General features: G+C 45.4%; 18 protein-coding genes. 9 read left to right on the top strand and 9 right to left on the bottom strand.

What is annotated here, in order from left to right; genetic code table 11:
* The first annotated feature begins 13 nt into the window (after positions 1-13).
* Positions 14-2,257: a TonB-dependent receptor gene (locus tag RLN88_RS12275; protein ID WP_350221699.1), complete on the top strand. Its 2,244-nt coding sequence runs from the start codon at positions 14-16 to the stop codon at positions 2,255-2,257.
* On the opposite strand, the gene RLN88_RS12280 is transcribed toward RLN88_RS12275, so the two are convergent.
* Complete coding sequence (locus RLN88_RS12280) at positions 2,254-2,988, bottom strand: transporter (protein WP_350221700.1); 735 nt, start codon at positions 2,986-2,988, stop codon at positions 2,254-2,256. The genes RLN88_RS12275 and RLN88_RS12280 overlap by 4 nt on opposite strands.
* A gap of 120 nt (positions 2,989-3,108) precedes the next feature.
* A complete protein-coding gene (locus tag RLN88_RS12285; RefSeq protein ID WP_350221701.1) occupies positions 3,109-3,315 on the bottom strand; it encodes a DUF6728 family protein in 207 nt (68 codons plus the stop codon).
* An 81-nt stretch (positions 3,316-3,396) separates the two neighbouring features.
* On the opposite strand from RLN88_RS12285, the gene RLN88_RS12290 reads away from it, so the two are divergent.
* The 6 genes from RLN88_RS12290 to RLN88_RS12315 all read left to right on the top strand — a co-directional run bounded on the left by RLN88_RS12290 (position 3,397) and on the right by RLN88_RS12315 (position 8,686).
* Complete coding sequence (locus RLN88_RS12290) at positions 3,397-3,810, top strand: Fur family transcriptional regulator (protein WP_350221702.1); 414 nt, start codon at positions 3,397-3,399, stop codon at positions 3,808-3,810.
* The gene (locus RLN88_RS12295; RefSeq protein WP_350221703.1) at positions 3,785-6,172 is read left to right on the top strand and encodes a TonB-dependent receptor; all 2,388 of its coding nucleotides are present in this window, start codon (positions 3,785-3,787) and stop codon (positions 6,170-6,172) included. Before RLN88_RS12290 ends, RLN88_RS12295 begins: the two co-directional genes overlap by 26 nt.
* Before the next feature lie 74 nt (positions 6,173-6,246).
* A complete protein-coding gene (locus RLN88_RS12300; protein WP_350221704.1) occupies positions 6,247-6,843 on the top strand; it encodes a hypothetical protein in 597 nt (198 codons plus the stop codon).
* Between the two features lie 99 nt (positions 6,844-6,942).
* A complete protein-coding gene (locus tag RLN88_RS12305; protein WP_350221705.1) occupies positions 6,943-7,317 on the top strand; it encodes a group III truncated hemoglobin in 375 nt (124 codons plus the stop codon).
* A 289-nt stretch (positions 7,318-7,606) separates the two neighbouring features.
* Positions 7,607-7,942 (top strand): zinc ribbon domain-containing protein YjdM, encoded by a 336-nt coding sequence (locus RLN88_RS12310; protein ID WP_350221706.1) that lies wholly within the window; start codon positions 7,607-7,609, stop codon positions 7,940-7,942.
* Positions 7,943-7,954: 12 nt separating this feature from the next.
* A complete protein-coding gene (locus RLN88_RS12315) occupies positions 7,955-8,686 on the top strand; it encodes a VOC family protein (protein ID WP_350221707.1) in 732 nt (243 codons plus the stop codon).
* A 3-nt stretch (positions 8,687-8,689) separates the two neighbouring features.
* Here the strand turns inward: RLN88_RS12315 and ispG are convergent, their stop codons facing one another.
* Positions 8,690-10,636 (bottom strand): (E)-4-hydroxy-3-methylbut-2-enyl-diphosphate synthase, encoded by a 1,947-nt coding sequence (gene ispG / locus RLN88_RS12320; protein ID WP_350221708.1) that lies wholly within the window; start codon positions 10,634-10,636, stop codon positions 8,690-8,692.
* Positions 10,633-11,346 carry an SDR family oxidoreductase gene (locus RLN88_RS12325; protein ID WP_350221709.1) on the bottom strand — a complete coding sequence of 238 codons (714 nt, stop codon included), beginning with the start codon at positions 11,344-11,346 and terminating at the stop codon, positions 10,633-10,635. The genes ispG and RLN88_RS12325 overlap by 4 nt, the downstream gene beginning before the upstream one ends.
* Before the next feature lie 71 nt (positions 11,347-11,417).
* Between RLN88_RS12325 and RLN88_RS12330 the strand changes: the two genes are divergently transcribed.
* Both RLN88_RS12330 and RLN88_RS12335 read left to right on the top strand, forming a co-directional pair.
* Positions 11,418-12,161, top strand: coding sequence for an MlaE family ABC transporter permease (locus RLN88_RS12330; protein WP_350221720.1), 744 nt, complete (start codon positions 11,418-11,420; stop codon positions 12,159-12,161).
* The gene (locus RLN88_RS12335) at positions 12,158-12,907 is read left to right on the top strand and encodes an ABC transporter ATP-binding protein (protein WP_350221710.1); all 750 of its coding nucleotides are present in this window, start codon (positions 12,158-12,160) and stop codon (positions 12,905-12,907) included. Before RLN88_RS12330 ends, RLN88_RS12335 begins: the two co-directional genes overlap by 4 nt.
* On the opposite strand, the gene RLN88_RS12340 is transcribed toward RLN88_RS12335, so the two are convergent.
* The 5 genes from RLN88_RS12340 to RLN88_RS12360 form a co-directional block, all read right to left on the bottom strand.
* Positions 12,908-16,366 (bottom strand): DUF8818 domain-containing protein, encoded by a 3,459-nt coding sequence (locus tag RLN88_RS12340; RefSeq protein WP_350221711.1) that lies wholly within the window; start codon positions 16,364-16,366, stop codon positions 12,908-12,910. It abuts the gene before it with no gap.
* Entirely contained in the window at positions 16,275-19,700 is a 3,426-nt protein-coding gene (locus tag RLN88_RS12345; RefSeq protein ID WP_350221712.1) for a sensor histidine kinase, read from the bottom strand. Before RLN88_RS12345 ends, RLN88_RS12340 begins: the two co-directional genes overlap by 92 nt.
* A gap of 212 nt (positions 19,701-19,912) precedes the next feature.
* Positions 19,913-20,329 carry a DUF2442 domain-containing protein gene (locus tag RLN88_RS12350; protein WP_350221713.1) on the bottom strand — a complete coding sequence of 139 codons (417 nt, stop codon included), beginning with the start codon at positions 20,327-20,329 and terminating at the stop codon, positions 19,913-19,915.
* Positions 20,313-20,438 (bottom strand): hypothetical protein, encoded by a 126-nt coding sequence (locus RLN88_RS12355; RefSeq protein WP_350221714.1) that lies wholly within the window; start codon positions 20,436-20,438, stop codon positions 20,313-20,315. The genes RLN88_RS12350 and RLN88_RS12355 overlap by 17 nt, the downstream gene beginning before the upstream one ends.
* Before the next feature lie 71 nt (positions 20,439-20,509).
* The coding region (locus RLN88_RS12360; protein ID WP_350221715.1) for a hypothetical protein at positions 20,510-20,942 on the bottom strand (433 nt) is incomplete at its 5' end.

Consider the following 20,942-nt stretch of genomic DNA (forward strand, 5'->3'; position numbering starts at 1 on the left):
AAAATAAGACTGAATGAGGTTAATACTCATACTATTAATACTTCCATCCCTACTTTCAGGTCAAACCATCTCCGGTAAAGTGACAGTAACTGGTGAAGGCTTTCCGGGAGCTACAGTGAGATTGCTAAAAACTGAATTTGGTACTATTACTGACGTGAATGGGCAATTTGAGCTATCAGGTATCCCAAAAGGTAATTATGAGTTAGAGGTGCGTTCAGTAGGTTTCAAAATTCACAAAGAGTCTATTGAGGTTCCATCAAAAAATCCTTTCAATGTTCAATTGAAGGAAAGTACCCTCACCATGGATGAAGTAGTAGTAACCGGCACAATGCAGCCCACCTTCGTCTCTGCCTCTCCAGTAAAGATCGATGTGATTACCTCCAAACATTTGAATACCTACATTCCTGCTGCTGCTACCAGTGTGGTGGAAGGAATTTCGCTAGTCAACGGTGTGCAGGAAGTGGTCGCTTGTGGGGTCTGCTTCACAAACAGTATTTCTATCAATGGGCTTCCTGGCCCTTACACAGCCATTCTGATGGATGGCTCTCCTATTTACGGCAACCTCGCTTCTGTCTATGGGCTCAATGGAATTCCAAGCATGATCATCGATCGGTTTGAGGTCATTAAGGGACCAAGTTCCACCCTATATGGATCAGAAGCGGTAGCTGGCGTGATCAACATCATTACAAAAGATCCGTCGACTCAGCCTCTATTCTCTGCTGATGTGATGGGAACATCACATTACGAGTCCTTTGGTAACTTTTCCCTGGCGCCTAGAATTGGCAAAAGCAACGGATTCATTGGGCTAAACTATGCCTACATCAACGACTTTGATGACCGCAATGGAGATGGGTTTGGTGACAACATCAATCTCGATCGGGTCTCCCTCTTTTCAAAGTGGGACATTTACCGACCCTCAGGAAAGAAATTCTCCATCTCCGGTAAGTATTACTATGAAGATCGAAGAAATGGTGTGGAAGAATTCCTGCAGGATCGAAACTACCGGGAGCTACGGGGAAGTTCTAGCGTCTATGGCGAAAGCATCTACACGCACCGATTCGAAATCTTTGGCACGTATGAACTCCCCGTTTCAGAGCATATCAAAGTTGACTATTCTATTAGCACCCATGATCAGGATAGCTACTATGGAAATGCATATTATCGAGCCGAGCAGCAGATTTTATTCACGAATCTTATCTGGAACAAGTCACTGAATTCGCATGATCTTACATCCGGCATCACCTCAAGGTATCAGACCTATGATGACAATACAATTGCCACTCAACAGAATGGATCAGGACATAGCCAGCAATACATTCCCGGTCTATTTGTACAAGATGAATGGAAAATATCTGAAAGCCTGACCACTCTCACTGGAGCAAGGCTAGACCATTATGAAGATCATGGCGCAATCTTCTCTCCACGTCTTAGCGTGAAATATAAAGCTGGAGAATGGACCACCCTCCGATCCAATTTTGGAACGGGCTTCCGGATAGTAAATCTTTTCACAGAAGATCATGCGTTTGTGACCGGTCAGCGTGAGGTTGTCATCGAAGAAAACCTGCAGCCCGAGGAATCTTATAATCTCTCCCTCAACTTAAATCATGTATACACCATTGGAGCAAGTCAGGGTATGATTGATATTGATGCCTTTTACACACACTTTACCAATAAAATAACACCTGATTACGAAGTAGAAAATGAAATCCGATATGCCAACACAGATGGATTTGCAGTAAGCAAAGGAATCGGCATCAACCTGCAACAGGAAATGACCTTTCCCCTCGCGTTTAATCTTGGATTCAATATTCAGGATGTATCAGAGACTGAAAATGGAGAAACGAGAAGGATAGAATTTGCCCCGAAATGGACAGGCATTTTAACCAGTAACTATCAGCATAAACCCTGGAAAATGACTTTTGCATATACTGCAAGGCTGACCGGACCTATGGCCCTCCCTGAAGTTTATGATCTGGATGAAAATGGAGATCCCCTTCCGAACCCACGACCAACCTCCTCTTCCACTTTTGCCATACATAATCTACAAATTGCCAAAGACTTCACCAATGGACTTTCCCTCTACGGAGGCATCCAAAACCTGTTTGATTATGTGCAGGCCTGGTCACCCTTGACGGGCACCAATGACCCGAATGCCAACCTGGGATTTAGCGATAGCTTTGATACGGCTTACGCTTACTCCCCCATTCACGGAAGGGAGATCTACATCGGATTGAACTGGAGTCTGGCAAGGAATTAAAACCCAATAGCTGCTCCCAATCCAATAAAAGAATCCGGCGAGATATCAGATAGGCCAACTCCGGCAGAAATGTCCACCTGAAAATTATTCTTTACCAGATAAATAATCCCTGCATTGAATCGATGGTCAGAATCACCTTCATAGAAGAAACCATAAGGTTCAGCAAAGGCCGTCCAGCCCGGCAGAAATGAATAACCAATGACAGCAGTATAAAGGGTGATTGTATTATTCTCAGGAAACTGCATCCCCACATTGTATCCCAGCGACCAAAACTCTCCTAGTGTGTTCGAGAAATTCAATCGAACCTCAGGTACAGGTTTCGAAGGTCGGAAAGCCTCATTCCCATTTTCCAATGTCATCTGACCGATGATGCTAGTCTGGGGCATGGCTCCCCTCTCAGTTATCAGGTGAACCTTCGCACCTAGTGTGATGGGTGACAGCCCGCTCAACTTTGTATCAGTAGCATCATTTTTTACCTGCTGGATGTTTTGTGTGATCCGCAGCTCGGCATACTTTAGTAATCCTACCCTTGCATGTAGATTCGCAAATGTGGTAGTAGAAAAATCTCCTGCAGATTCATGAATAAACCCGTATTCAACGATGGCTGTTCCGAGTGGAACCACAGTTGAGGCCGCTGATTGTGTGGGTCTGTCAGTAATGATCGGGTTAGAATCCTGAGCAAAAACTGCTGCCACACTCAAGAAAAGAATGATTACAAATGACTTTCTCATGCGGCTAAAATAGCAAACCGATTACTTAGAGTAATCGGTTTACTTAATTTCGAACGGGTTTGGAATATTCACCTCCTAATATTGAAGATTTCTCCTTCGTCGAAATGACAAAATTGTAAATCAAGCCCTTGAGATGGCTCTCACAATCATCACGATCACTGCTCCCAGAAACATCAGGATAGAGATCTTATTGATCGTGTGCATGGCCTTCAGGTTGAAGCTTTTTGGTCGATTGGGATCTTTTTTTCTGAAGAAATAGGTCAACACCTCTGTGAAGTCAAAGTAATTGACTTTTTCTTTCTTCTCACTCTGCTCTTGATTTTCCATATATCAATTGAAACCACAAACTTAAAGAAAGTGTTTCCTTTTTAATTAATGCAATTGAGTTGCATAAACTATATTTGCTTCATGCAGGAAAACCTTAAACAAATCCTCAAAAATCATAGTCTGAGAATTACTGATTGCCGGCTGGATGTGATGCAGTATTTTCTGGATGAAAAGAATGCGCTCTCCCAGGGAGATTTAGAAAGTAGATTTGATAAATATGATCGTGTAACACTTTATCGAACACTCAATAGCTTTCTTGATTCCGGCATTCTGCACCGAATCCCTAACGAAAGCGGCACTGCAACCTATGGGTTATGTCATGATACCTGCTCTCCTGACCATCATACACACAATCACATTCATTTCAAGTGCAACAACTGTGGGCAGATTGAGTGCCTGGACGACAAGGCTGTGCCTCAGGTGTCTGTACCTACAGGATACAAAATTGATGGTGTCAATCTAATTGTGGATGGCACATGTGCCAGATGCGCCTAATATGAAGCTGGGGATATGCTTTTTAGCGCTGATCTTTTTCAGCCTGGGTTTTGCCCAAAATGCCTGTGATCGGGAGATCACAGGCCAGGTGCTGGATATTGACACTAACGAGCCATTGCCCTTTGCCACAGTTAGCATCAAAAACACTCAAATCGGGGCAGTAAGTGATGAATCCGGTCATTTTACCATCAAAAATGTATGTGACGATGAGGTTGATCTGGAGGTACGGTTCCTTGGATACAAAACGGCGATCCATCACCATGATTTTCACCACTCCTCTCCTGTTATCTATATGGCATCAGATGAGACAATGCTGGAAAGTGTGGTTGTGGAAGAAAAACTGAACGCACATGAATTAAAGACACTTGAGCCAAAAAATATTTCCATCAATGCTTCAGATAGAAGCGGATCAACAGCAGCAGATCTACTGGCCAAATCTTCCGGTGTAAGTACCCTTAAAACGGGCCAGAATGTAGTAAAACCGATTGTTCACGGCCTTCATTCCAACAGGGTGTTAATCATCAACAATGGCGTAAGACATGCCTATCAGGCGTGGGGAAATGAGCACGCCCCGGAAATAGACCCCTCTCAGGTTGACCGAATTCAACTGATAAAAGGTGCCTCAACCGTAAGGTATGGACCAAATGCCCTGGGTGGAGTTATTTTGTTTGACGCCCCACAGCCTGCCTATAACCAGCCTATTTCAGGAGGTGTTGGGATGGGCTATCAAACCAATGGCCGATCCATTAGCACTGAGCTAAGTGTGAAGCAGGGATATGAACGACATGCATGGCAGGTAAGTATCAATGGCACCAAACAGGGCGACCTCAAAGCACCGGATTATTTCCTAACGAATACAGGAAAAGAAGAATTTGGGTATTCCCTTTCATCGAAGCACCACTTCTCATGGATTGATGTTGATTTCTATGCCAGCCACTTTCAGCAGGAACTGGGATTGCTGAGGGGATCGATCAATGGAAACCTCACCGACCTGGCCAATGCCATCGGAGCTACCGTGCCCAATGAAACACAGGATCATTTCTCCTATGACATCAATACCCCAAGGCAGGAAACTGTCCACGATCTCTTCAAATTGAAATTCGCCATTTTCGTTGGGGAACAGCAGTTTGATGTGCAATATGCCTATCAGCGAAACGAGCGACGTGAGTTTGACGTGCGAAGAGGTACTAATAATGACAGACCTGCAATAGACCTGCTCCTGAAAACCCACACCCTGGATGTGGACTGGGATCATCCGAGCCGAGGAAATTTTGCTGGTACGTTTGGTTTTCAGGCATTCTATCAGGATAATGACAACATTCCGGGAACGAATACGATTCCTTTTGTACCCAATTACAACAACTCCAGTATTGGGGTGTTTGGCGTGGAATCACTGACCAGAGGAAATACCACCTATGAGGCAGGGATCCGGTATGATTTTTTGAATATGAATGTGAGAGGTCGGGATTCTAGCAATGATATCTATCGGGACAACCGTAACTATCAGAACTTTACTTTCACTGCCGGTCTGATCCACCAGTTCAATGAAAAGCTTTCGATCAGAACAAATATCGGGACGGCCTGGCGCTCGCCGAATATCGGTGAACTTTTCAGTTTTGGAAGGCACCAGATCAGGTATGAGTACGGCATCTGGAGGTACAATTTGCCGCCTGGTGGAATCAGCACTTCTTCCATTTTCACAAAAGCCACTGAAAACGAGCAGGGCATCAAATGGATTTCAACTCTCCATCTTCAAAAAACTACATTCGAGTTGGAGTTTACCCCTTACATCAATCGAATCAATAATTATTTTTTCATCCGTCCATACGGAATCACCAATACCGTGCGTGGTGCATTCCCCTATTTCCTTTATGATCAGACGACTGCCCTTTACTATGGAGCAGACCTGGACATCCGAAAAAAATGGAATGATCAAACGGAAGCTGAGTTGAAAGCTTCCTACGTGTATGCTGAGGACATCCGAAATGATCAACCTTTTATTGGGATTCCTCCTTTCAACATTCAGGTAGAGGTTTCGAGGAGGATGGGAAATTTCACTTTTCTTTTGAATCCCAGTTGGACCGCCAGACAGAATCATGCCCCACCGGTCATTGATGCCGCACAGTTTCTGGATAGTGAAAATGTGACTTTTGATCAGGCTGTAATCTTTGATTTTTTAGCACCACCCGCCTCCTTTTTTCTGCTGAATGCTTCCATTCAATATGACAGGAATGATTTCATAGTCAAGCTAACCGGGGATAACCTCCTTAACACCTCCTACCGCAGGTATACGGATCAGTACCGGTATTTCGCCGATGACCTGGGCACAAACTTCAAAATATTTCTGAGCTATTCATTTTAATACTTACAACATTGTTGCATTTATTAAAACCAAGCTATATAATTGCAATAGTATTGCATAAACTAAACATTTATATGAAGAATCTCAAAACGCATTTTTTAACAGGACTAATTATCTCAGGTGGACTATTATCAAGCTGTGGCGATGATGATGCACCTGCAGCCGAAAATGAAGAAGAAGTGATTGACCTAGTAACCCTTACCTTCACTCCTCAGGGTGGCGGAGCGGCTATAGTAGCTACAGCAACAGACCCGGATGGTGAGGGTGTATTGGATTTTGAAACTACTGATATTGAATTGGAGGTCAATACGACTTACGAGCTTGCCATCACCATTGAAAACACAGAAGAAGGCGAGGATATCACCGGGGAAATCGAAGAAGAAGATGATGAACACATGTTTTTCTTCTCATTCACTACCGACATTTTCAGTGATCCGGCCGGAAATGGAAACAGAGACAATCGTGCGGATGCTGTGAATTATAATGATCAGGATGGTGACGGCAATCCGGTGGGTCTTTCCACTACCTGGACTACTTCAGATGTTGCTTCAAGCAATGGAGATTTCAGGGTGATTCTCAAACACCAGCCAGACATCAAGTCGGCTACTTCCACAGCAGCAGACGGAGAAACGGACATTGATATCACCTGGACCATTAATATCAACGACTAATCTCTTCATAATATTAGGTTAAATATGACTTTGGGTTAGTTGATGTAAATCCACTCTTCGGGGTGGATTTTTTTATGCCATATTCCTGTTATCAAATTTATGCCTGACATTACCACCAGACAGGATATCGAACTGCTCGTAGACAGGTTCTACGAGCAGGTAATCGTGGATGACATCATCGGGGTGTTTTTTACCGAAGTGGTGCGGTTGGACTGGGAAGTACACATTCCTGTCATGTATGATTTCTGGGAGACCATCCTACTGGATCACTTCGTATACAAGGGCAATCCTATGACTAAACACATCCAACTCAACAAACAGAAGAAGCTGGAAGCTCAACACTTTGAGCGATGGCTGGAGCTGTGGGAAAAGACTGTACGCACTCACTTCGATGGGCCAACTGCCGAAGAAGCGATCAATCGAGCTAAGCAGATTGGCAGCCTAATGAAATTCAAGGTGGAGAATGAGGGATGAATAACTCTCACCCCTGTGCCGGGATCTTGCAATAACGGTAGTTCGGGATAAGATAAAAAAAAGCCTTAATCCCCTCCTCGGAGGGGTTTGGGGTGGGTCGGAAGAAATTGTATTTTATAAATTTCGTTCAAAAATGACCGGCTTTATACTAACCCACCTCTTCCTCCTCCAGAGAGGAGATTATTTATGTCATTTTTAAACGAAATTGACAGTTCTTATCCCGAATTCGCGTTACAATAAGAAAAAGATGCCTAAATAAATCCGGCATGCTTTTCACTACTTTTACCGCATGACTGAGATACCTCCCTGCCCCAACTGCAAATCCCCTTACGCCTACCCGACCGACAACCTATTGATGTGCCCGGAATGTGGCCATGAGTGGAACCCGAATGAAACCCCTGCTGAAGATGGCAATGTGGTGAAAGATGCAAACGGAAACGTGCTGCAGGATGGCGACTCAGTGGTGGTGATCAAGGACCTACCCGTAAAAGGCGCACCCAAACCGGTAAAAGCCGGCACTAAAGTGAAAAACATCCGCCTCACAGACGGAGATCACAACATAGACTGCAAGATTGATGGATTTGGGTCGATGGCACTAAAATCGGAGTTTGTGAAGAAGGCTTAAACTGTTTGTACGGTGAATCTTATTTCCACTCTAAAAACCTGTTTTTGTCTAACCATCGCTATCAGTCAATCCATAACAACTTCTGGTCAGGAGCTTCGAATTGATCACGTGATTACTGTAGTGCCAAACCTCGATGAAGCTATTGATGAATATGGAAAAATGGGATTCTCGGTTAAAAAGGGTAGACTACATGATAATGGCCTAACCAACGCACACATCAAATTTCAAAATCAAAGTTCCATTGAGTTGATGTCCATAGTTGGCGAACCAAAAGACGAAATGGCAAGGAATTATCAATCCTTGCTTAACGCTGGGATAAAAGGAGCATACCTTGCTTTATCCGGTTTAAGTCTTGATAGCATTGAAGTGGCATTGATACGCCTTTCGGTCAAGTATGAGATTTCTAAAGATGCTTCATGGACCTATGTGACATTTCCTGATGAATCAGAATATCATCACATCTTTTTCATCATTTACCATAGTGAACATACCAGTCTGGAAAATCTCTTTAAACATCAAAACAAAGTAGATGGCTTTGAAAATATCAAAATAGAAGGATCAAACAAATTAACAGAGCTGTTTGAGGAATTTGGCCTAAAACCAGTTATCACAGAATCTCATTTGTCCTCCACTTTTCCAACCAAAACAGGAAGCATTACCGTGATACCACAAAAAACACAAGATCAACGCTATCAGGTTGTTGAATTGAGCTTTGACGAAGATTTAAAGTTGAAATTATTTTGAACCTTAAACCTCCACTCCTTCCGGTTCTACCCACTTGCCGTGCTCTTTGATCAGCTCGATAAGTTCGTCGAGCGCCTTCTCAAATGGAACACCGCGCTTCACCACTTCCTGTCCTTTGTAAAGGGTGATCTTTCCTTTGCCTGAACCGACATACCCAAAGTCCGCATCGGCCATCTCTCCCGGGCCGTTCACGATACAGCCCATGATTCCGATCTTCACCCCTTTCAGGTGGTCGGTTCGCTTGCGGATCATCGCAGTGGTCTCCTGTAAATCGAAGAGGGTTCGTCCGCACGAAGGGCACGAGATGTACTCCGTTTTTGTGATCCGGGTTCTGGCTGCCTGCAGGATTCCAAAGGCCGTGTTGTTGTATAGTTTCAGCTCGTCTACCGAAGGTGTCTGTCGCAGTGAGAGCATCAGCCCATCTCCGATTCCATCAATCAGCAAAGTGCCGGCATCCGTGGAGGCGTGGATCATCAGCTCATCTTCCGAGAGGGTCGGGTAGTCCTGTTTCAGCACCACCGGCACAGCGATATTTCGGTTCATCAGCTCCACTACGAACCTGCGGATGCTTGCCGTGGCATGTGCCTGCCCGGAATGCAGTATAAGCACCGTATTGGCCGTTTTTTCCAGAAAACCAAAGATTGTTTGGTTGTGATGATCGGTATCTGCTTCTATGAAGTTTAGCTTATCATGAAAATGCTTAACATTTTCTAAATCAGTGATGTAAGGGAATTTATTTACCATATCACTGTAGTTTTCCCAAACGTGGTAATCCATCACCTCTTTTAGTCCGTTTGGCAGCATAAAATCCAGTGGATTGCTCCCCGTGTAGATGAAGTCCGCACCCAGGTCATTCATCCCCCACTTGTCCAGTTCCGGGAGATACGTATGCCCAATCGCTTTCAAATCTTTCATGACTACCCGCTCCACTTTGGAGAAATCAGCAATCACCCGAGGCACGTTTTCATGACCAAAATTGTAGACTTCCTTCGTACTTCTTCTATGATACTCGAACGGATTTATTGCATAGCTTTCTATCGGTTTGATGGGTTGTTGATCTTGCTTTTTCAAAAGACGATCTACCATGATTTGTGCTACCGGCGCTTCCACTTCCGGTGCTTCGGTCAGGGACACTCGCACAGTATCTCCCAGCCCGTCTTCCAGCAATGTCCCGATCCCCACAGCCGATTTGATCCGACCATCTTCCGCCTCTCCTGCCTCGGTCACTCCCAGGTGCAGCGGGTATGGCTCCAATCCTTCTTCGTCCAGCTTGCTCACGAGCAAACGGTACGCCTGCACCATCACCTGCGGGTTGCTGCTCTTCATAGAGATTACCAGGTCTTTATAGTCCATCGCTTCGCAGATTCGGATAAACTCCAGGGCCGACTCTACCATGCCCAGCGGAGTGTCTCCATATCTACTCATGATCCGATCTGAAAGGGAACCATGGTTGGTTCCGATACGCATGGCTGTTCCGTGCTTTTTGCATATCTCTACCAGCGGAGAAAATTTATCTTCGATTCGCTTCAGCTCGCTGGCATATGCCTGGTCTGTATATTCGATCTGCTCAAATTTCTTTTTGTCGGCATAATTGCCGGGATTTACCCGCACCTTCTCTACGATGGTAGCTGCCAGCTCAGCAGCGTTTGGGGTAAAATGAATGTCTGCCACCAACGGCACATTGCAGCCTCGCTTCCGCAGTTCATTCTTGATATTCTCCAGATTTTGTGCCTCTTTAATGCTAGGAGCAGTAATCCTCACATATTCACAACCAGCCTCCACCATGCGAAGGGTCTGCTCTACAGACCCCATCGTATCCATTGTGTCAACAGTGGTCATGGACTGCACCCGGATGGGGTTGTTTCCCCCCAGTGGCACATCTCCAATGAATACTTCTCTGGATTTTCTCCTTGAATATTGGGTAAGGCTATTGCAATATTTCTGAATCATATATCTCCTAGTTGTGGCCTAAGCACGATATCTTCCACCACCGTACGTTCACTCAACCGATAAGTGGCGTGGATGGTTTCGGCAATGTCTTCCGGTTTCATGAATCGTTCCTCTGGCACATCCACCCCGTCCCAACTGGGGGTCTTCACCGCTCCTGCCAAAATAGAAGTCACTCGTATATCAAACTCCTTCAATTCTTCCCTCAATGCCTGTGAGAATCCATACAAGGCAAACTTGGAGATGCTGTAGCTGCCACCATTGGGATAGGCCTTCAGGCTGGCTACCGAGCAGAGATTAAAAATATGCCCACTTCGGTCTTTTTTCATCTGCGGGATTATTCCCCTGGTTACATGGTATGCACTGTACAGGTTGGTATTGATCATTTTTTCCAGCACCCCGTCCTCTTCCTGGTGCACCATGCCCGGGATAAAAACCCCGGTATTATTAATCAGCACCTCTACCGGCTGACCAATCATGCGAACGAAATCAATGAAATCCTTTGCCCCCTCTTTCGTAGAAAGGTCAGCCGCATAGGTATGGATCAACTGATCATACTCATCGTTTATTGTCTTCCGCAATACCGACAGGTCGTGCTCATTTCTGGCACAGGTAGCCACCGGAAAGCCGTCTGCCACAAATCGCTCTACCACAGCCCTGCCAATTCCCTTGGTTCCGCCCGTGATTACCACCAATCTCTCTGAATTATTCATGTGTATTTTTTCTGGTTATACCTTAAGGTGTTATGTTTGACAAAGCTAACAATCTTAGCGCACGCAGCTTCATGAAGAGTTTAGGGAAATTCATCATCTTTATTGGGCAAATTTTTGTCAGAAGAGAGTCATTCCGCACCTATGTTACACGGGTTGTGGATGAAAGTATAAAAGTGGGGTACAACTCCGTCTTTATTGTCGTCATTGTATCGGCGTTTATGGGCGCTGTAACCACTGTTCAAACGGCTTACAACCTTATCTCCCCGCTTATTGCCGATCCGGTGATTGCTCTGGTGGTACGGGACATGACTTTGCTTGAGCTTGCCCCAACCATTACGGCTATTGTTTATGCCGGAAAGGTAGGCTCTAATATAGCCGGGGAACTGGGCACCATGAAAATCACCGAGCAGGTAGATGCGCTGGAGGTGATGGGCATCAATGCTACTTCCTACCTTGTGCTTCCAAAAATCCTTGCCTCTGTTTTGATGTTTCCGGTGTTGGTTATTATGGCGGGCTTTGTGTCCATCTATGGTGGCTATCTCACTGCCCAGATCACAGGGGTGATTTCTGGAAACGATTATATACTGGGCATCCAGATGGATTTCAATTCCTTCCAGGTCACTTTTGCGCTGATCAAGGCGGTGGTGTTTGGATTCCTTGTTGCGGCGATCAGTTCATATAAGGGCTTCTTTACCACCGGAGGTGCGCTGGAAGTTGGCCAGTCAAGCACAAATGCCGTTACGAGCAGCTGTATTGCCATTCTTGCCGCCGATTATTTATTAGCTTACTTACTAGCCCCATTATTGACACCATGATTGAGGTTAAGAACGTATCCAAATCTTTTAGCGGAAACCAGATTCTCTTTGACATCAATGTGATCTTTGAGACGGGTAAGACCAACATGATCATCGGAGCGAGTGGTACCGGAAAGAGTGTGTTGCTCAAGTGCATCGTTGGGTTGATCCAGCCGGAAGAAGGTAAAGTGGAGTTTAATGGAAGGAGCTTTGCCAATGCCACCAAGGAAGTGCAGACGGAGGTGCGAAGGGAAATGGGCATGCTTTTTCAGGGAGGGGCTTTGTTCGACAGCCTTACGGTGGAGCAAAATGTGATGTTTCCACTCAATGTACTCACCAAACAATCTCAGGAAGAAAAGCTCGATCGGGTGAATTTTTGCCTGGAGCGTGTGGGGCTGGAAAATGTGAATAGTAAAATGCCATCGGAGATCTCGGGAGGAATGAAAAAGCGGGTGGGGATTGCGCGTGCCATTGTGACCAAGCCTAACTATCTGTTTTGCGACGAGCCCAACTCAGGGCTTGATCCCCAAACGTCTATCAAAATTGATAACCTGATCAAGGACATTACCGATGAGTATAACATCACCACGGTGGTCGTTTCCCATGACATGAACTCCGTGCTGGAGATTGGGGACAAAGTAAATTTTATGCACCAGGGGCGCATTCTGTGGACCGGATCAAGTGATGAAATCGGAGATTCGGATGTGCAGGAGCTAAACGACTTTGTTTTCGCCGGACGACTGATGAAAATGGTGAAAGGGAAGTAATTAAAAATAAGCCGTTACCTGCACACTTCCGGTATGGATAGCCGGAACATCCTCAGACTTTCGTCCATTGTAGAGCAGTGATAGCTGCATGCTCTTAGATATCTTCTGCTGCCAGTTGAGCTGCCAGGTTTGGTTGGTGCCGGGCTGCAGCGCATCCAGCAGCAAATAGCCCAGGTAAGAAGCCGGATCGCCTTCAAAATCAATCTTCACGATGGAAAACGCTCCTCGCAAAGAGCCCTTCCCCGCCTGATTCCAGGTGAGTTCGGTCATGTACACCTGCGAGGTGGCTGCCTCCGAGCTGGACTCTGTAAATTCATTTCTTCGGGTCTTTCTTTCAAAGCTTCCAATCAGCCGAAGCACATTGGTGGGCTGCCATATCAATTGTGGACGGTACGCATTCGTGATGATCTCAAAATTTCGGGAATCGAGGTAATCCGATTGGTTCAGTAGGTTACCCAGCGTGGTAGTGATTCGAAACGTATATTCTGAACTCAAATCCACCTTGGCATTGGATATCCACTCCGCTTTTTCCCTCGTTTCAAAGCCCTGAACGAGCAGCTGCTTATTGTCTGACGTCTGATACGTGAAGTCACCGGCAAATCCTCTCCCGTTTCTATTGAAAAACAGCGTGTATCGCTTCCCATCCTGTGTCGAAACCAGATCTGTATCATCAAGGCTCACCTGAAATGGATTCAACCGATCGGCGTACGAATCGGAAGTAGTCTTGAAGTTGACATTAAAATTGATGTTGGTAGAAAACTTATAGAGCATGCTCCGCATACCTCCCTGCCCTCTCCAACTCACCGGAAACCGTGCATCGATCGTATGCAGGTAAAAGGTCTGAAAGGAGGTGATGTAATCGTCTGTCGGGGTAAATATCTTCACATAGTTTCGTTCATCCGGATTGATCGCCTCGAAAAATTCATTCAGGTCTTGCACTCCGTCCCCATTGAGATCCCGCCAGGTGTGGGTGCCTTCGCCGGTGCTCACCGGTAGGTAAACAAACTCGCGGCGAAGCTCACGACTGTTTCCCGTAGAGAATGAGAAGTTGGATCGCACGTTGTTCTTCAGCATCGACTGAATCCAGTTGACCCGGCCATTGATCACCTCATCCTGACCCAGGTTCAGGCCAAGCTTGTCCTCCACACGGCGATAATTAAAATCACCGGTTACACTTCCCTTTTCTCCATTTCTGGTGTAGGAAGCGCGCAGGTTTTTCGAAAAGAGGTAATCCTCCAGCTCACCATTCACCGGGAGCCGATCCTGCCGGACCTGGTATCCAATCCGATAGGTCGATTTGGCCGAATCCGTGCTGGCCAGATACATTTCATGGGCACGGTAATTCATCAGCGTACTCACCACACTATCGCCCTGCATCACAGCATTTTCATCTACCTCAAAGATGTAGCCAGGTGCTACCTTCCATTTTCGATAGCTCAGGTCTGACTTTGATCTCACCCATCTGGTCTTGCGTGACTGTTGATCGTTGGAAAGATGAAAGTGAGAAGAGATCAACCGAAAATTGGAAAACTCCTGATTAAAATCCAGTTGCTGTTGCCAGCCATCGATGAAGGAGGCCCTTTTCCGTCGGTTTACAGCAATCTCGAAGCGGTTAAGATCGTCCTTTCTTAATCCTCCATTCAGGAATACAATCAAGTCTTCGGTGTTCTCCGCATTCGAGGGCGTATAATTCCAGTCACGGTCAAAGAGGATCGCACGATAGCGATCTATAAAGGTAAAATCCTCTTCATCATACTCCACGGATATGGCTCCTACCCACTCATAGCCATCGATGAAGGCGGATCGGCCGGAGGTCTGCACGGTTGCAAAATACCCCCGGCTTATGTTGTCATCGTCTTGTACCTGTGAATAAAGGTTTTGATCGGTGTTGGAAAAGGCCACTTCGGTTTTTACAGATTCGAACGATGACAATTTCACCTCCGTACCAACCGTAACCATCTGCCTGCTATTTGGGAGTGGGATGAATGCACCGGGCTGGTAATTCCCCTGTCTGGCTCCTCCCGTCGGGGACACCCACTCATAAATTCTTCCATTGGCAGTTGTTTGCGTGAGGACATAGTCGCCATTTCCCGCCCCCACATCCGAAAAGGTGGGACTAAACAGCTCCGCCTGGGGATCAGTAGAGTAGATAAAAATAGACTGGGGGCTCCCATCCAGATCCACCGTGTCCCTTCGTTCGTAAAGCACCCTGTTTTCCGAGAACTGTACCGAATCAAATCCGGTCACAAAGGCCTGATCAATGCTATCACCAATGTTTCTTAGCTGAGTGAGATCATCTTCACCAAGATTGAATCCGAAGGTGGTGTTGGGGTTATCCCGCTCACGGTAGTAGTTGGTAAAAATCTTCACTTTCTCATTGGAAACCGATTGATAGGCGGAAAGGTTAGAGCGGCTATAAAATTGTTCCGCATATTCAAAATCTACTCGGATGATGGTGAATTGGGTGATGACGATGTGATTATTGAATGTGATCTCCCCCAGGTTATAGTCGATGACATAATCCCTGTCAAATCCCCGCTCCATCAGTTTTCCATCGATGAATACCTTCTCCGAATTGGCCAGCACGATGATAAATCGCTCACCATTTGGCCCCCTGAGCTTATACGGGCCGGACAGTCCATCAACAGCCGGGATCAGGGCGGAGTTGAACTTACCCTTTGAAAGTGCGCCTGAAACCCTGGATTCATGTTTCCACTTGCCAGAGGAGCCCCGGAAGCTGGCCTGAAGCCCTTGCACGTTTTTAAAGTACCGTAGGAAATAGCCGGCATTGGCCGGTTGCTGAAGTACAATATCCCCGGCAGTCACGTCAAACTTGTCGTTGTAGAGCTTAATAAAAACGTTATCAAAGTCCCGAATCTGCTGGGTGTTTCCTTCCGGCTGATAGGGCACATTCTGATCTGTGATCACAGCTGAAATATTGAGGTTTTCGTCAAGCTTACCCTCCATTTGGAGGTTTAGCGTTGAGTTTACAAACAGGCTCTGACGATTACCGAAAGAAACTCCACGTGAAATTGCTCCATACTTCTGCACCCCTCCAAAATCAAAAAGCTCTTCCTTCTCTACAGTAGTGTTCGCGATAGGTACCAGTCGATTATTTCGGGAATCGTCGTAGATGGCCAGGTCTCTGTTCCGCACAGGCTGTGTCAAAAACGATGAGATGACCCTGTAGCAGACTTCCACTTCCAAGGCTTCTGAATTCACCGAGATGGTATTTGTAGAATCATTCCATGAATAAGGAAAACTCGTTTGAATAGAGCCCGGCTCAATGAGCAACGAATCAAGGAGAACTGCCCGATTGGAGGAGATCGTTTTGCACTTCAGATTTTGCGCAGCAGTTGGATTGGGATTAATGATGAGTAGGATCAACCAAAGGCATGGAAATGAAAAACGTAGTGCCTTCCTCCTGCTTTGATTCAAACCATATATTGCCTCCCGCATTTTCAATTCCTTTTTTGGCCAATGCCAGCCCGATACCGCTACCCGTTGATTTAGTACTAAAATAGTTCAGGAATATCTTATCCCTTAATTCCGAAGGCACCCCTTTGCCATTGTCTTTCACAGATAAGATGGCTTTACCGGATCGCTGTTGCAATGTTATCTGAATTTCCGCCTTTTTCTCCTCCACAGACTGGATTGCATTCAGTACAATGTTGTTGAGGATTCTGCGGAAAATATCCTTATCGGCCTCAATTGAAATATCTGTTTCAATGTGAGTGGAAACAGAAACATCCTCCGCACGATAAAGCTCCACTACTTCCTTGGTAAGCTTGCCGAAATCGAAGATGGAATTGTTGGGAGCAGGCATCTCGGCAAAGGCAGAAAAGGACTCTGCAATCTGACTCAGCGTGTCCACCTGAGTGAGCAACGAGCTCAGCGTTTCATACTCTTTCGATTCCGCACTATGCTTCCTAAGCATCTGCTGAATTTTTAGCTGCATTGGTGTCAGCGGATTCTTAATCTCATGCGCCACCTGCCTGGCAATTTCCTTCCAGGCTGTTTCCTTTTGGCTTTTAGCAAGGGCCAGCTTGCTGTCCTCCAGCTTCACCAACATTTGATTGTAATCCTTCACGAGCGACCCGATCTCATCCGAGGACTCATACTCAATAGGCTTGTTGACTTCTTGCAAGGTTACTTGTCTGATCTTTGAAGCAACCATCCGAAGGGGATGCAGGAGGTTGTTTAGCAGCGCATTTCCAAAAGCAATAGCAATGATGAAGATGAAGCCGAATATCGTGATGAGATTACCAAAAACTTCAATCTGCTGCCTCAGCAGGTGGTTTTTGGAATCAAAGAAAGGCATGGCAATGAAGCCGGCCACCTGGTTGTCGATGGTGTTTACCACTGCATAGCACACTTTGTAGTCTAGGCTACCAACGGATTCTTCAGCAATGATGCTTTGATTTTCCTTTACCACCAGCTCCTCAAATACGATTGGGTTTATGAGGTTTCCCTGCAGGTTCAGATTGAAAATCTCGGGTTGGCTGGTGGCCACCAGATAGCCAGATTCATTGTAAAAACTCAAATCGGATTGGATGTAGTTGCTGATTTCTACCAGGCGATATGCGCCCATCTCGCCGTTCACTTCTTCAATATCCGTAGAAAGTATCTCAGAAATGTAGAGTGCCTGCTTCAGATAGCTTCGGTTGATTTCTTCCCTGTAGGAGGTGTTTAGTGTATTTAAAAGCGCGAACCCAGCGATGAGTAAGGGAATCACGAACGCCATCCCCAGGTAAAGTTGGATTTTTCCGGTAAAATTTAGTTTGAGTCGATGCTCAATCATGGAACTGATCACGCTAAATAGCCCGAAAGAGAGCAGCAGGAGGAGGAAAAAGAAGGAGAAGTTGGTGACCCTGGCCCGTGCATCATACTTTTTAGAAATAATGAGTATCGTCCTGCCATCCTTGGTCTTTACTCCAAAATAGTGCCGTCCGTTTTTCTCAATTCCTTTATCATATAATTCCTCTCGTTCAAAGTCTTCGTGCTGTGGCCACTCTCCCTGCCCAAATTTGCTGCGATGAAACAGGATGTCATCCCCAGCAAAAACAGCATAATCAAAGTCATTGGTAGCTGAGAAGTATTTGTTGTCGGTAAGCAAAGCCGGGTATACGCTGGTAGGCACACGTTTCTTGATCTGAAGGATAATCAAACCTACCAGATCACCCACATTCACCTTACAGATGTATTTGAAGTTGGTGCCTTCATCGATGAAGTAGATGTTTTCATAATCCGACTGATTAGCCGGGGTGAGCAGGCTGTATTCTCGTGTAAATCGGGTATTGAGCCTCAGTTTCTGATAATCCTGAAAGACGATCTCCAGATCATACTTATTGAAGTAGGGCGTCAAAAACTCACTTTTGATTCGATCTTCGAGTACCCTCCTGCTTCGTTCGCTTGCCACCAGCGCCAGGTTCTCATCAGCAGACAGCTTCTTCACGGTTTGGTCCAGGTAGTACTCACCCAGCACATCCCGCTTCAGTAGCAGGTAGTTTGCGAATTTCTTCTTGGCATCAAGCTCTGCTCCTTCTTCATACTTGTAAATACAAAAGGCCAGCACCGTGGAAATGCCGAGGCTGACAATGAGGATAAACAAGAGATTGGTATAAGAGAATTCTTTGAAGGATTTGCCCCACCGATATCGGAAGGAAATCAGGAGCATCGAGATATGGACTACACTAAATGTAACTGAGAGCAAATCCAACACTCCCATGATCAATGCTGCTACTAATGAACCTGTAATCGCAGGAAATATGGATCCGCTTCTACGAATGAGTTTGAGGGTGAGGTAGGTAAAATAGAAATACCCGGTGCTGGCCAGCAAAATGCACAGGTAGGCGATAAAGCGAAGCGAACCGAAGTGGATGGACTGGCTTACATCGAGCGACAGTTGAGAGTTGCTGATGATGCTCCACGCAACATGCAAAACGATACCGGAAAGGACAGTGTTGATCGTACTTATGATCGCTACTCCCCGTTTGGACTTCCGCAATTCCTGAATGTACCTGGCTGAGGAAATGATTAGCAAATTCAGCATTACACAGTTGATGAAAAGATCTCCTAGTGTGGGATTTACCACCGAAGAGATGTATTGTATGGGGTCGAAGAAGTCATATCGAAACAGAAGTGGAAAAGCATCAAACTGAAGGCTCAGGTACCTGATGAATAGCAGAACAACAGTCGCCTTCCAGTAAGAACTGAGGCTTACCTGGCTAAAGCGCCAAAACCCTGCAAACAACACCAAAATGATGACCAGTGAAACTACGGTATCCAGCCAGATACTGGGCATCCCTTCCACATCAAAAAACAATAAATCCTTGAAAGAATATCTACCTGAAGTGGTAGAAATAGAGATCACCTCTTCATTGAGAAATACACTTTTTCTGTCATTTAAGTACTGGTTTGTGATGGAGTAGCGCTCGAGCAGCTGATGGCAGGAGATGTAAACGCAGTTATCCTCCGATATTTTTTGAACGAGAAACACGCCCTGCTCATTGGTGATGACCTGCATGGTATCACTCGTCAGGTTGGATACGAAGGGTCGGTTGTCGCTCCACTCCTCCAGCCTGCCCCTGCACACTGTTCGCTTCCTGAATGATTCATTGTCTGAATTGCCTTTCTGCCAGTCAAGAAGATCCTGATGCTGGGCGGTGACAATATCCTCAATGCTTCGGAGCGCACGATTTCTGGACAGGCTTTCCCAATCAATCAGAAAATGATTGACGAGCAAGATGGCCAGGCATCCGATCAGTAGTCCAAAAGAAAGCTTTTGATTCACAGGCTTGAATATACAATAATCAGGCCTTTAAACGGATGTCAGGTTTCCAAATGATGTATAGGAAGATGACTCTGGAGTATCTATAATTCCAGGGGAATAGCAAAGCTGCCACTATCAAAATAGTGATGAGGTACACGTTGATGGATGGGTCACTTTACGTCACTCGGGACACCCGAGCGACTGTTGGCGGGACGCTGGTCAATGTGTTATTCTTAATCCAGCTTCAATACGTTCATTTCTGATTCTGTCATGAATTGATAGGTCAAGATTACTTTTTGTCCCATATGAGCTAGCTCGTATTTCAAAAAGCCTCGTAAACTCAAGTCTTCATCTACATCAGGCCAATGGATACCAATGCCATCATTTTCATAATTCCTGAGTTGATCGGGCGTAGCATTTTTTAGACGCTTAAAATCCGAGATGGGTTGTTGGATAAGCCTTTTATTATTCAACAGAACTACAATCAGATCAAGGTCCTCATCGAACCAGATTGCTTTAATCCGTAATCCCTCCCTAAAAATCAATTGATCTATCGCATCCAGTTCATTGTAGTGATAATCTGGCTCATCTGGCTTGTTTTCCAGTGATTTTAAATATGCTTTTGTGTCTGGACTAATCGAAGGTTTCATGCCATTTTTCAATTAAGTGATCGTAATTCTTAACAACAATTTCGATGGGTAGGTGCTCATTCATGTAGAAGTAAAACCGATAACCGTCTGCTAATAGTATTGTTGGCATGCTTCAAAATTAGTTTATACCAATGGATGGAACATTTCAAATTCCTGTTTTAATCCGTCTAATTCGAAACACTAGAAACTCACCTGATACCCTACACGTGGTGTCAATGGACGCGAATTCAAATCATTATTCTTATAGTTGAAGTCATAGAGTAGGGAAATACTCAAACTTACTTTTGCTGAGATACTAAACCGACGGCCAACACCTGCCAAAGCAGCATATTGCCAATAAGCCGGCACACTTGACTCCTGAAATAGGGATTTGTTTTTTACTAATTGATATTCAGTATACAGGAAAAAGCCCTTCAAAATATCATAGTTTGCGAAGAGGCTGAATCCATGTGCATCGCCGGTCAACGCCGCAGAATCACGATCATTCAATTGCTCTCTAAGTAGAAGACCCATACCTGTTGAAAATGATTTGTTCCATCGGTAGCCAAGTTGAATATTTGAATCTAAAATCACTGGATCAGTGGACTGGATGGTGACATTGCCATTGAGAAAC

Origin of the sequence: Ekhidna sp. (assembly GCF_040223195.1) — a bacterium.
Taxonomy (GTDB): Bacteria; Bacteroidota; Bacteroidia; order Cytophagales; family Cyclobacteriaceae; genus Ekhidna.

Excerpts from the sequence above, each read along its gene's own strand:
- RLN88_RS12275 (WP_350221699.1), top strand. The coding sequence starts at position 14 with ATGAGGTTAATACTCATACTATTAATACTTCCATCCCTACTTTCAGGT.
- RLN88_RS12280 (WP_350221700.1), bottom strand. The coding sequence starts at position 2,988 with ATGAGAAAGTCATTTGTAATCATTCTTTTCTTGAGTGTGGCAGCAGTT.
- RLN88_RS12285 (WP_350221701.1), bottom strand. The coding sequence starts at position 3,315 with ATGGAAAATCAAGAGCAGAGTGAGAAGAAAGAAAAAGTCAATTACTTT.
- RLN88_RS12290 (WP_350221702.1), top strand. The coding sequence starts at position 3,397 with ATGCAGGAAAACCTTAAACAAATCCTCAAAAATCATAGTCTGAGAATT.
- RLN88_RS12295 (WP_350221703.1), top strand. The coding sequence starts at position 3,785 with ATGGCACATGTGCCAGATGCGCCTAATATGAAGCTGGGGATATGCTTT.
- RLN88_RS12300 (WP_350221704.1), top strand. The coding sequence starts at position 6,247 with ATGAAGAATCTCAAAACGCATTTTTTAACAGGACTAATTATCTCAGGT.
- RLN88_RS12305 (WP_350221705.1), top strand. The coding sequence starts at position 6,943 with ATGCCTGACATTACCACCAGACAGGATATCGAACTGCTCGTAGACAGG.
- RLN88_RS12310 (WP_350221706.1), top strand. The coding sequence starts at position 7,607 with ATGACTGAGATACCTCCCTGCCCCAACTGCAAATCCCCTTACGCCTAC.
- ispG (WP_350221708.1), bottom strand. The coding sequence starts at position 10,636 with ATGATTCAGAAATATTGCAATAGCCTTACCCAATATTCAAGGAGAAAA.
- RLN88_RS12325 (WP_350221709.1), bottom strand. The coding sequence starts at position 11,346 with ATGAATAATTCAGAGAGATTGGTGGTAATCACGGGCGGAACCAAGGGA.
- RLN88_RS12330 (WP_350221720.1), top strand. The coding sequence starts at position 11,418 with ATGAAGAGTTTAGGGAAATTCATCATCTTTATTGGGCAAATTTTTGTC.
- RLN88_RS12335 (WP_350221710.1), top strand. The coding sequence starts at position 12,158 with ATGATTGAGGTTAAGAACGTATCCAAATCTTTTAGCGGAAACCAGATT.
- RLN88_RS12340 (WP_350221711.1), bottom strand. The coding sequence starts at position 16,366 with ATGCGGGAGGCAATATATGGTTTGAATCAAAGCAGGAGGAAGGCACTA.
- RLN88_RS12350 (WP_350221713.1), bottom strand. The coding sequence starts at position 20,329 with ATGAAACCTTCGATTAGTCCAGACACAAAAGCATATTTAAAATCACTG.
- RLN88_RS12355 (WP_350221714.1), bottom strand. The coding sequence starts at position 20,438 with ATGCCAACAATACTATTAGCAGACGGTTATCGGTTTTACTTCTACATG.